Here is a 12,530-nt window from a genome sequence, read left to right on the forward strand (position 1 = left end):
ACCAAAACAAAGGTAATAAAAACAATAACAATAATCTCCCCCTTTCATCCATCTCTCAAGCAAGAGGAGGGGGAGCAATGGTGTGCTAGAGGGGTGTTTCAGAATCTCTTCTTAGAAGACAGACTTCTTACTTCCCCTCTGGTAGAGAATCTATTGAAGGCAAAAGAAAGAATTACAGCCCATGGATTTCTTCTCCACGGGCTGTAAAATTTAGATATTGGTAAACGTGAATTTCTTCGTCTCTGCATCCACATCAATATGGATGGGGCGATCCTTGTCAACACTATTCCCCAGCAAAGCTTTTGAGAGCTCGTTGAGGATCTCTCTCTGCAATACACGTTTGAGAGCTCGCGCCCCGAACTCAGGGCTGTAACCCAACTCCGTGAGTCGAGCAACGGCAGCGTCTGAGTAGGTCAGTTCTATGTCGCTACTCTTTAGGAGTGCGCCAATAGACTGCAACTGCAGGCGTACGATGCTTGCAATCTCTTGTGCAGTGAGAGGCTTAAACATTACAACTTCGTCAATACGATTGAGGAACTCGGGTCGGATACTTTTCTTGAGTATAGCCCAGACCTCTTCTCGCGCCTCTTCCTCTACTCTTTCCCTATTCTCAGGGGTAATGTGGGCAAACTTTTGATTAATCTCGTAGCTCCCTAAGTTGCTTGTCATTATGATGATCGTATTCTTGAAATTGACCACATGCCCCTTATTGTCTGTTAGACGTCCGTCGTCCAATACTTGCAATAGGAGATTGAATACATCGGGATGCGCTTTTTCGATTTCATCGAATAGAACCACAGAGTAAGGTTTGCGTCGTATGGCTTCGGTAAGCTGCCCCCCCTCTTCGTATCCAACATACCCTGGAGGTGCACCAATCAATCGGGTTGCACTAAACTTCTCTTGATATTCGCTCATATCAATACGAGTCATCATGCTTTCGTCATCGAAAAGCACCTCTGCCATAGCCTTGGCAAGTTCTGTTTTCCCGACTCCGGTGGTACCCAAGAAGATGAAGCTACCGATAGGGCGGCGAGGGTCTTGTAGGCCGGCTCGAGAGCGACGTACAGCATCGGAAACCACGCGTATCGCTTCGTCTTGCCCAACTACTCTCTTATGCAATTCTTCCTCTAAGTGGAGTAGCTTTTCTCGTTCACTCGTAAGCATACGATTCACTGGGATGCCGGTCCATTTGGCTACAATCTCGGCAATATCGTCGCTGCCGACTTCCTCTTTGATAAGAGGTTCTCCTGAGCGGATTTCATCTAGCTTCTTTCGCTCTTCTTCTACTCGGGCATCAATATCTCGTATCTTACCATAGCGGATCTCTGCTACCTTGCCATAATCTCCTTCTCGTTCGGCCTTATCGGACTGAATGGATAGTTGCTCCTTGTCGGACTTCAATTGCTGGATGGTGTTGATGATCGTCTTCTCCTTATTCCAGCGAGATGATAGTTCGCTTTCTTGCTTACGGAGCTCTTCAATCTCCTGGGAGAGTTGAGACACCTTTTCCTTGTCGTGCTCCCTCTTGATTGCTTCGCGTTCGATCTCTAGTTGCTTGATGCGTCGGCTTATTTCGTCTAATTCCTCGGGTTGAGAATCGATTTGAATACGAAGCCGTGCAGCCGCTTCGTCTATCAAGTCGATGGCTTTGTCGGGCAAAAATCGATCTGTGATGTAGCGGTGTGATAGATGCACTGCGGATAGAATGGCCTCATCAAGGATACGGACTTTGTGGTGATTTTCGTAACGCTCTTTGAGACCTCGTAGGATGGAGATAGAGGCAAGTTCGTCGGGTTCTGAGACCATTACCATTTGGAATCGACGCTCCAAGGCCTTATCTACTTCAAAATACTTTCGGTATTCGTCGAGAGTGGTTGCTCCGATGGCACGAAGTTCACCTCGCGCCAACGCTGGCTTTAGAATATTGGCGGCATCCATGGCTCCGGAGCTCTTTCCGGCTCCCACCAAGGTGTGAATCTCATCAATGAACAAGAGGATTTGTCCCTGACTTTCCACTACTTCTCGTACTACTCCCTTGAGTCGTTCTTCGAATTCTCCCTGATATTTAGCTCCAGCGATGAGAGCTCCCATATCGAGAGAGAATATCTTTTTGTCGTGAAGATTCTCTGGTACGTCACCACGAATAATACGTTGTGCAAGCCCCTCTACAATGGCTGTTTTGCCCACCCCCGGCTCTCCTATCAAGATGGGATTGTTTTTCGTTCTTCGGGATAATATTTGCAACACACGGCGAATCTCCTCATCGCGCCCGATCACGGGATCTAATTTTCCCGCACTGGCAGCTTGACAAAGGTCGCGAGCGTAAAGGCTGAGAGCACTCTGTTGCTGAGTTGTTGATTGTCTGTTTTGATTTTCCATAGGTCAATGCTTTATTATTTGCTCTCCATGGATGCAAAGAATATGCCTTACCCAAAATTGCTAGACAAAATGTCCAATCTATGTCGTTTTGTTCGTTTTTTCGGACAATGATTACCAAGGTCGTTGAGCCTCCACTCTGAAGAGATATAAAAAAGACGTGCTGAATAAATCTTTACTCAACACGTCTTCTTGTTTGTTGGTCGGGATGAGAAGACTCGAACTTCCGACCTCCACGTCCCGAACGTGGCGCGCTACCAACTGTGCTACATCCCGATGGACTTTTCCGACCGCAAAGGTAATAAGAATATTAGACTTAGCCACCTTATAGCGATCAAAAGAAGTGCAGAAATGCTTGACAATTGGAGAGCTTTTTCCATAAGGAAGCCCATAAATAGAAACTCTCCCACCCCAAAAGATGGAGTGAGAGGCTTTTAATTATACTCTTCTCAACGTGGAAAAGTATTGCTTATTCGGCTAGGATGGCTACACCAGAACCGGCAGGGAACAGGTTACGTAGGTGTGTTTCTTCATCTCCGCTATCCACCAATACTCTCTTAAGACCCGTATTGCCTTCTTTTATTTCGTACTGGGCATCTTCGTTATACTCGCCGTTTCTTAGGTTTATCTCCTCAAGCGTGGGAATGTATTCCGACCTTAGGTCACGTATAAGTTTATTGGACGATAAATCAATCTTGACTAGAGGGTTCTTATCAATATCCAGATGGAAGAGCATTGGGAGCTTGCTAAGATCGATTGATTTTAGCTCATTTTCGTGGGTGTGTAGGAACATGAGCTTAGGTAAGTCTAGCTCTAGAGTCTGCAACTTATTATTGTAAACACTTAGGTGCATGAGAGCGGGCAGGTCCTTCAAGTTAACTCTCGTTAGTTGGTTATTATCAATGTAGATCTTCTTTATGGCAGGTAACCCCTTAAATGAAACGCTAGAAATCTGACATTTAACGGCAAGGACTTGATTAAGTTTGGGAAGGTCTGTAAGGATTAAGCGAGTGAGGTTTGTTCGGTTTACATTGAGGTCTATAAGCTCTTTATTGTTGGTTACATCAATCTCTGAGATTTGAGTGTCTTGGATATAGAGAGTATCAAGCTTAGTGTTGCTTCTAACATCAATCTCCTTTATATTCTTATTACCAAAGAGACGGAGGTCGCGCAATTCCGGCATCTCTTTTACTTGTATAGAGGGAATCTCTGTATAAGTAATGTAGAGCTTTTCGAGCTTTTTGAGAGCTTCTACAGGAGTAGCATCTTTGATAAATTGGTTTTTGAGATTGAGATAGGTAAGGTTGGTAAATAATTCGATTCCCTCAACACTTGTGATTTTTTCCTCCGCTGTCGCTTTGGCCTTGTCCTTGATCTCAAGATCTAATTCTGTGAGCAGAAGAGCCTCCTCCGGAGTGATAGCTCCATCTTTATTGGTATCAATTTCGGGGTGGAGTTGTAGGATCCTCTTTGGGAGGTTAGGGTCTGTAAACCTGAAACCTTCTGGGGCTACAGTTATGGTACATAGGGCAGTTTTCTTTATTCCATTGATGGTTGCTTCTGCATACACATTAGTAGTACCGGCATTCAAGGCACGTACGAGCCCATTATCCACAGAGGCAACATTGGGTTTTTCTACACTCCATGAAATCTGGGTTTTCTTGGAAATATATCCACTGAATTTGAGTGTAACTTGTTCACCTATTTTAAGCGTGATACTTTCTTGCTCGAATTGAAACTTGCTATTGCATGGCTCTGGTTTGAGACAAGAGCTAGTAAGAAGTACTACCAAAGCAAAGGGAATACTTAGAATGCTTTTGATAATCTTGTTCATAACTTATCGTTTGTTTATCTAGATGTTTTGATGTATGTCTTTTTTTCGATAGGGGAATGTCTTGTAAAAGGAGAGCACTCCAATCTTTCAGAGGCTTACTCCATCTTGTTTCCTCTGTCCACCTCTCTAGAGAGAAATGCGCTCAGTAGCCGTAATGCGGTTGGGGTACTCAAGAGAGATCTGACTATAGGCCTGCCAACCGACTTTGGGGATGGCTTGGTCTATGAAGGTGCGGAGTTGCCACAATTTGTATTTCCAGTCCCCCATCGAACCAAAGTTGATGGAAAGATGATCGTATTGCGTGTCGGCTACTACATTTTTGCTCCCGGGTTGTACTCGTATGCCCGTGAAAAAGCTACTCCAGTAGGCATCTGACGAAATGAGATTACAGAGATCATAGATCTCTCCTATAGCCTCCTGCTCTTCCACGTCTCCATACACTACAAGCAAGGGTTGTGAGTATTTCCCTAGTTGTTCGGCCGGGATACATTTACGAGCTTTCGATACATAATAGCTTTTGTTGTCGCTAACTACTAAGAATACAGGCTCTGCGGGGGTAATATCCACGTGCAATTCACCCTCTAGGGTATAGTAGACATTTACTTTTTCAAAGAGTCCGTTTTGTTTTAGTTTTGCCTCAATCTTATGTACATCAATCGAGTCTATACTTTTAGTTTTTCCGCTTGGGAACATCTGTTGCAGCTCGTGTATTACATCCTCTTCGTCTATATTGGCAGCACCTTCTACTCTTTGTATGTTGGCAACATACTTGACAATATGGATGTGACTGCGATCGCGATGCGTAGTGATTGCCAGGGTGATGAGAGTAGCAATTAGGAGCAGTCCTACGATGAAGAAAAATAATTTACGATTCATTCTCAAGGACGTTTAATTTCGCTCCAGGAGCATATCTCGCAGCGGAGCTACAATACGATCGATATTCCCAGCGCCTAGTGTTAGAATTACTCGATTAAGATTCTCTCTCTCTCGTAGTCTTTCTATCAATTCTTCTCTAGGGATTAAGGATTTCTCTGCAGTGGAGACTTTATCTAAAATAAGAGAGGAAGAAACCCCCGGTATAGGCTCTTCTCGCGCAGGGTAGATGGGCAGCAAGATAACCTCGTCTAGCTCAGAAAGGACCTCGGCAAACTCAGGATAAAAATCTTGTGTACGTGAGTATAGGTGAGGTTGGAAGATTCCCGTTATCTTGTCGTGGGGGTAGAGTGCTCGTACAGAGGCTATGGAGGCTCTCAGCTCTTCCGGGTGATGGGCGTAATCGTCTATGAGCACTCTGTTGGGTGTATCTAGCAAACGCTCAAATCTGCGGTGAATACCACGGAAAGAGGCTAGTGCAGAACGGAGTTCTGTTTCGCTTACTCCTAATAAGCAGGCTGCCGTGAGAGCTGCTGTAGCATTCTCCACATTGATGGTAATAGGTACTCCCAACTCTAGATTCTTGAACTCTATGCCTCGTTCTGGGAAGTGCCAATCGAAAAAAAGACGCCCCTCGTCGAAGTGGATGTTGTCGGAGTAACTATCGGCTGTCTCGCCCATAGCATAGGTATAGCATTTGACCTCTTCTTGTGTTTCGGGAGTGGAGGTAATCCCCTTTTTATAGATTAGGGTTCCTCCAGGTTTTACTTGTCGGATGAATTGAGCAAAGCCCTCACGATAACCTTCGGGTGTCCCATAAATATCCAAATGGTCGGGGTCCATGGAGGTGACTATCGCAATGTGAGGGTATAGGTGCAGGAAAGATCTGTCGTACTCGTCAGCCTCTACTACTACATAGGGACTCACTGAGTCTAGCAGTAGATTAGACTGATAATTGGCACTAATTCCACCTAAAAAAGCATTTGTTTTTACCCTACTATGGTGCAAAAGATGGGCAAGAAGCGAAGAGGTGGTGGTTTTCCCGTGCGTTCCGGCCACGGCGAGTAGGAGATCATCTTGCACTGCGGCTCCCAAGGCTTCGCTCCGTTTTACTACTCGGTAACCCTCATGTCTAAAGTATTGTAGCTCTCCCAAATGGTCGGGGACAGCTGGTGTGTACACAACGAGTGTGGTTGCTAGAGGAAAAGCACAACGAGCAAGATACCCCGGATCATCGGTGTAGTGTACGGAGATTCCTTCGCTTTGTAAAGCCTCTGTGAGAGGACTCGGAGTCAGATCATACCCTTCTACCAAGGAGCCTTTGGCATGAAAATAACGAGCCAAGGCACTCATACCAATACCTCCGATACCAATAAAATATACGTGGCTATAGAACTTATCTTTGTTCATAGGATAGGGCTTTCTTGTTGCTATTGGGAGATGATACTTTCCAAAAGCTCTACGATACGACGAGCTGAATGAGGTGCGGCCAATTGCTTGACATTCGCTGACATGTCATTTTGCCTCTGCTTATCTTTTATTAAGGCTAGAGCCTCATCCACGAGCCGATTGCGAGCATCAATATCTGTTACTAATACGGCTGCATTGCGAGTGGATAGAGCCTTTGCGTTGCAGGTCTGGTGGTCTTCTGCAACATTGGGAGAGGGCACTAGAATAGAGGGCTTCCCTAGCAAACATAGCTCACTAATGGTGGTGGCCCCTGCGCGAGATACCACTACATCGGCACAAGAGAAGGCATCCTCCATGTGATCAATAAAGGGCATTGATACGATCCATTGCGCTGCATCGGGACCTAACGCCTTAATAGCGTCTTGGGCTCTAGAGGCGAAGGCCTTGCCTGTTTGCCAAATCAAACGTATTTTATTCTCCATTAGAAGAGCCAAACCGGCTTCTATACTTTCGTTGATGGTTCTAGCACCGAGGCTTCCTCCTACGACCATCAGTAGAGGATATTCTTCGTCAGTAAACCCAAAACGAGCGAGGGCTCCACTCCTATCGGGTAGGGGAGAGTCTTCGAGGATAGGGCGAACCGGATTCCCTGTTAAGATGATAGATTCTTTTGGGAAAAAGCGGTCCATATTGGGATAAGCAACGCAGATATACTTTGCTCGGGTAGCCAGCATCTTATTGGCTTTACCTGCAAAGCTGTTTTGCTCTTGGATGAGCGTGGGTACCCCTAAGCGTTGAGCCGCTCTAAGGGTAGGGGCAGAGGCATATCCTCCCACACCTACTACCACTTGGGGATGAAACTCCCTTACCAGCTTCTTCGCCTTTTGTTCCGATCGGAGGAAGTCAAGCAATACTTTGAAGTTGCGCCACGGACGCTTACGATCAAGACCTCTAACAGAGAGCCCTTCTATCTTGTAGCCGGCTTTGGGCACTCGCTCCATTTCCATACGTCCCTCAGCTCCTACAAAAAGGATCTCGGCGTTGGGATATTGGGCTCGTACTGCATCGGCAATAGCGATGGCCGGGAATATATGCCCCCCAGTGCCTCCTCCTGATATGATAACTCGGTCTATTGACTTATTCATGTTTGTTGATTGTTTCTTCATCGAGGCCTTCTAGCTCTTCTGTAATGGGGGCTTGGGAGGTTTCGATGATAGCGCCTGTCTCTGATTTTTCGCGTTCCTCTTGTTCTCTTTTGTCTGCCATTTTTTCCCTGTATATGATGGAGACAACGGCTGCAATAAGCCCAAACTGTATGGATACTGCCCACTGCGAGGATCCTCCATAGCTTATAAGGGGGAGCGTCTGCCCTGTAACGGGGATCATGCCAGTGGCTACAAACATATTGACGAGAGCCTGGAGCACGATACTCGTAGTGAGACCATAGAGGACAATTTCGTAGAAGCGATATTTTGAGTCTTGGGCTATTTGTCGAATATAGAGCAGCAATAATAGATATATGATGGGTACCCCGATGAGCCCCAAATAACCATACTCCTCAATGATAAGAGAGTAAATAAAGTCGTTGTATATCTCGGGCATGAAGTGACGCATCTTGCTATTCCCCGCTCCTTGTATCCCATTGTGCAACCCTCTTGCTACTGCCATCTTTGCATACTTCTCTTGCATAGTGGCATCTGTTATTACATAGTTTAGAGAGTCTTGTTGCGTCTTCGATAAGGCATTATATTCCTCCTTTGTCAAGCCTGCACGGTCTGGTTCCAATCTGTTTTTCCAGGTGATCATGCGCTCGAGTTTGGTGCCACGCACCGCACTATCAGGAGTATATTTTATAGCTAAAAATCCTACTCCTGCAATGATCGCCATACCTAGTACTACCTTGATAAAAAAGCGATCAATCTTACCCCCATATAGTACGAGTATTAGGGAGAGTAAGACTAAAAAGATAGTCATAGATAGAGCATGAGAGAATACAAAGAATAGGGGGGTAAATACCAGAATAAAGAAAGAAGCCGTGGGGCTACACTCGAATTGTGGAATCCCTCTGAAGATCCTTCTTAGGAGGTTCATTAGGTTGTCGGCCAATCGGCTGATGGGGTGATTGAAATCCCCGAATACCATGGCAGCCACAAAGACAATCCCAATTTTGAAAAACTCAGTGGGTTGAATAGAACCTATTATTGGCATGGGTAGAGAGCGTCGGGCTCCATTAATCTCTAGTCCTATGAAAGGGACGAGGACTATCCCAAGCACAGAGAGAAGATAGATTATCCACCCTGTATTTATCAATCTATTACGCCGTTGGATGCTGGAGAACGAAAAGAATAGCACAAGAGTGCTGAACATGATCCCCAAAGATTTGACTAATACACCCAAAAAAGTACGTCCTTCTTCTCCGGCCAAGAAGCTGATAGCACTGAATTGTACCAGTACGGCAATAGCCCAAAGTACAAGGAAAAGACTGACAATTACACGATTGGAGCGAAAGAAACTCTTACGCAATCCATCTGCTTTCGATACAACATCTATTGGCATATACCGCTCTGTTTGGGGGAGGCTATCTATCCTTAATTGCTAGTACTTTGTTCTTAAATTGCTCTCCTCGATCTTCGTAGTTTTTGAAAAGATCGAAGCTGGCACACGCAGGGGAGAGTAGGACTACATCTCCGGACTGGGCGAGCTCTTGGGCATGGGTTAAGCACTCATCCATGGAGCGAGCATCGCGTATTTGATCAATTTTACCATCGAAGGCTCGGTGTAACTTATCGTTGTCTATCCCCATAAAAATGAGGGCACGACATTTACTGAGTACTACATCCTCAATCTCTGAATAATTATTCCCCTTATCCGTCCCTCCTAGGATTAGTACCACAGGGGTAGTTTGCGCCTCTAAGGCATAAAAGGTGCTTTGGATGTTTGTTGCCTTGCTATCATTGATATAGCGTACGCCATCAATCTCTGCTACGTACTCAATACGGTGAGGAACATTCTTAAAGTCTCTTAGTGCTTTACCGAGGTATTCGTTGCTCACCCCAAACTCACGAGCTACGAGAGCGGAAGCCATTGCATTGAGTAGATTATGCTTACCCACAAGGGCTAAATCACGCTTGGGGATGGAGAAGGCCGAGAGGTTGTGTTGGGCTTCTATGTGGAGCGTTTCTTTATCGCTCTCATATAGGGCTTTTGCTCCACTAGTTTGTAGAGAAAAGGGAAGTAGGGTGCACTCCATTGAGTGTTGCTCTAGATACTTCTTTATAAAGGCGTCTTCTTCCCAATAAACAAAGCTATCTCCTTTGCCAAGTTGCTGAGTAATACGCATCTTCGATAGGGCATATAACTCAAATTTATGCTTGTAACGATCTAAGTGGTCGGGGGTAATATTGAGCAGTACAGATACATTGGGATGAAATTTGTAGGTGCCATCGAGTTGGAAACTACTCATCTCTACTACGTAGTATTTGTGAGGATCTTCCGCAACAAGTCGTGCCATAGAAAAGCCAACATTGCCGCACATGGCAGCATCGTATCCGGCCGTTTTTAGGATATGAGTAACCCAATTGACGGTGGTAGTCTTACCATTCGAACCCGTAATAGCAGCGACCTTTGTATCCTCCGGTAGGTATCGAGAGGCAAACTCTATTTCGCTAATAACAGAGATCCCACGCTTTATAAAGTCTTGAATTAGGGGGAGAGAATCCGGTATCCCGGGGCTTTTAATTACTTCGTTGGCATCGAGAAGCCAATCGGGAGAGTGCTTACCCTCTTCGTAGGGAATCCCTCGTTTTTCTAGTTCTTCTCGGTACTGAGGGTTCAATTTCCCCTTATCACTAACTCGGCAAGGCAACCCTACCTTTTGTGCGAGAATAGCGGCACCTACACCGCTTTCTCCACCTCCTAATACCAATAAATACGACATATAATACTTACACTGTGTACACCATACAGAGATTAATTCTGTATAGGATTTTATTCAGAAGCTAGTACCTTTTTTACAACCTCGCCGATGAGCTTTCCATCCGCTTTTCCTGCTAGTTGCTTGCAGAGTATACCTACTAAGCGACCGCCTTGCTTGGGGTCGGTAATGCCGTTTTCTTGGGCAGCAGCTCGCACTATGGGCATGAGTTCTTCCTCGCTTAGTTGTTTGGGAAGATAGCGCTCGAGTACATGGCTTTCCGCAAGTTCGGCTTCTGCAAGCTCGGGACGACCATTTTGTGTGTAAATTTCGGCGCTGTCGCGTCTTTGCTTTAGTAGTTTTCGGATAATGGCAAGAGCCTTGTCATCCGGCAACTCCCCATTGCTCCCCTTGGCTGTCTTTGCTTCGAGGAATTCTTTTTTGATCCCGCGTAGAGCCTCTAGGGTTACTTTGTCGCGAGCGAGCATTGCGCTCTTTATGTCTTCACTTATTTGATCAAATAGATTCATAGAATATTACGGATAAATAGAGTTAGTATAAATAGAGGGACCCCTTTTCCTTAGTCGAAGTCGATAACATTGCTTACGAGGGGTTTATCGTCGATGGTATTGGTACCACTGAAGCCACTCGCTTTGTTTTCTCCTCCTGTCATGTCGGGATTCCTCAGTTTGCGCAGGCTCTCAAGCTCCTCATGATTACGGTTGTAGGCAGGAGTCTTGAGTAGGGCATTTATAAACTCATCGTCATCAAGTTCTTCTTCTTTTAGGATAAAGGGAAGATTGAGGTGCCCACGAAGTTTACGATTGAAGTTATCAACCGACTGAGTACCCTCGTAGTATTTATTGATGAGTTGCTGTTGATTTTTATGCCGTTGCAGTAGCTCGCTTTTGGCGATAGGATCTCCTAGATTGGCACTTTCGATAGTGGCGGAGAGGTCGAATCCCGAAGCCAAAATAGTTACTCGTAGATTTTCTTTGAGAGACTTGTCTTCGTAGAACCCAGGTATGAGCTTATAGTCTTGCATTCCCGAGGTAAAGTCGTTAAGTGCATCCAACTCTTCTGTCTGGAAGTTGTAGGTTGGATCTTCGTCGTTGTCGGGGGCATGGGCAATGGCTATCAGCACACGCTTGGCTTGGGTAATGTCATTGTTATTGAGAACGGGAGAGGAGAGAGCATCGTCAATGGCTTTCTTGAGACGATCTTCTCCGCTTGCAATACCAGTACTAATGATAGCTACCCCTCCATTATTCAGCGTCTTCTTTACATCATTAAAGTCGAGGTTTATATACCCCGGATTGATAATGAGATCGGAAATACTACTGGCTGCCTTAGATACAGCGGTGTCTCCTATGTAGAGAGATTTGGTAAAGGAGTTCTTTTGAGCCGCGTTGTATTGGCGGAGGCGTTCGTTATTGACAATTAAGATGGAGTCTACTTCCTCTTTAAGTTTTTCTACCGCCTCTAGGGCTTTTATAATCTTGTGTGACCCCTCAAAAGCGAACGGGATAGTAACGATGGCTACTGTGAGAAGTCCTAGTTCCTTCTTGGCAATATTAGCCACTACGTGGGCAGCTCCGGTACCGGTACCACCTCCCATGCCTGCTGTGATGAATACCATCTCGGTATTGCCATCGCGGAGGGCTTCTCTAATCTTGTTTGCACTCTCTTGAGCAGCTTGGCGAGCGATCTCGGGCGTATCACCGGCACCAAGCCCCCTTGTTACATTCTCTCCGAGTACGATTTTGTGAGGGATCTTATTGTCGTTGAGTTGCTGTACATCGGTGTTTAGGATTAGATAGCTTACGCCTTCTACTCCTTCTAGATACATGTGCTCGGCTGCATTACCACCACCACCACCGATACCTACGATCTTTATAGGCTTGCGCTCTGCCATCGAAGTGGTAAGAAGGTCAAACGGAAGTCCCCCCTTTAGCACCTCCTCGTGCTCTTCCATCAAGTCGCGAGAGGCGTTTGCTTGGGCGGGCGCGGGAGTTGGTGTCTCTGAAGCATTATCTGAGTTTACATCAAACTCAATCGAAAAACCCTCTTCGCTTCTCTTGAGAGGAGTATCATTTATATCCTTATTATCTTCTGGAAACATGT

9 protein-coding genes and 1 tRNA gene are annotated in these 12,530 nt (G+C 45.6%); all 10 read right to left on the reverse strand.

Annotated elements, in window-relative coordinates; genetic code table 11:
* Window positions 1-210: 210 nt before the first annotated feature.
* Window positions 211-2,379 carry an ATP-dependent Clp protease ATP-binding subunit gene (locus POREN0001_RS05965; protein ID WP_004334285.1) on the reverse strand — a complete coding sequence of 723 codons (2,169 nt, stop codon included), beginning with the start codon at window positions 2,377-2,379 and terminating at the stop codon, window positions 211-213.
* A gap of 197 nt (window positions 2,380-2,576) precedes the next feature.
* Window positions 2,577-2,652: transfer RNA gene (locus POREN0001_RS05970), tRNA-Pro, on the reverse strand.
* 193 nt (window positions 2,653-2,845) lie between these two features.
* Entirely contained in the window at window positions 2,846-4,210 is a 1,365-nt protein-coding gene (locus tag POREN0001_RS05975) for an Ig-like domain-containing protein (RefSeq protein WP_004334237.1), read from the reverse strand.
* A 126-nt stretch (window positions 4,211-4,336) separates the two neighbouring features.
* Window positions 4,337-5,086, reverse strand: coding sequence for a cell division protein FtsQ/DivIB (locus POREN0001_RS05980; RefSeq protein ID WP_004334068.1), 750 nt, complete (start codon window positions 5,084-5,086; stop codon window positions 4,337-4,339).
* A gap of 12 nt (window positions 5,087-5,098) precedes the next feature.
* Window positions 5,099-6,493: a UDP-N-acetylmuramate--L-alanine ligase gene (gene murC / locus POREN0001_RS05985; protein WP_004334195.1), complete on the reverse strand. Its 1,395-nt coding sequence runs from the start codon at window positions 6,491-6,493 to the stop codon at window positions 5,099-5,101.
* 20 nt (window positions 6,494-6,513) lie between these two features.
* Complete coding sequence (murG, locus tag POREN0001_RS05990) at window positions 6,514-7,638, reverse strand: undecaprenyldiphospho-muramoylpentapeptide beta-N-acetylglucosaminyltransferase (protein WP_004334291.1); 1,125 nt, start codon at window positions 7,636-7,638, stop codon at window positions 6,514-6,516.
* On the reverse strand, window positions 7,631-9,049 hold the full coding sequence (locus tag POREN0001_RS09070) for an FtsW/RodA/SpoVE family cell cycle protein (protein WP_004334115.1): 1,419 nt from the start codon (window positions 9,047-9,049) through the stop codon (window positions 7,631-7,633). The genes murG and POREN0001_RS09070 overlap by 8 nt, the downstream gene beginning before the upstream one ends.
* A 22-nt stretch (window positions 9,050-9,071) precedes the next feature.
* Complete coding sequence (gene murD, locus POREN0001_RS06000; RefSeq protein WP_004334351.1) at window positions 9,072-10,430, reverse strand: UDP-N-acetylmuramoyl-L-alanine--D-glutamate ligase; 1,359 nt, start codon at window positions 10,428-10,430, stop codon at window positions 9,072-9,074.
* 50 nt (window positions 10,431-10,480) lie between these two features.
* Complete coding sequence (locus POREN0001_RS06005) at window positions 10,481-10,936, reverse strand: GatB/YqeY domain-containing protein (RefSeq protein WP_004334086.1); 456 nt, start codon at window positions 10,934-10,936, stop codon at window positions 10,481-10,483.
* A gap of 50 nt (window positions 10,937-10,986) precedes the next feature.
* Window positions 10,987-12,528, reverse strand: a complete 1,542-nt coding sequence (locus POREN0001_RS06010) for a cell division protein FtsZ (protein ID WP_004334282.1) — start codon at window positions 12,526-12,528, stop codon at window positions 10,987-10,989.
* Between the last annotated feature and the right edge of the window lie 2 nt (window positions 12,529-12,530).

This window comes from Porphyromonas endodontalis ATCC 35406, assembly GCF_000174815.1.
GTDB classification, from domain to species: Bacteria; Bacteroidota; Bacteroidia; order Bacteroidales; family Porphyromonadaceae; genus Porphyromonas; species Porphyromonas endodontalis.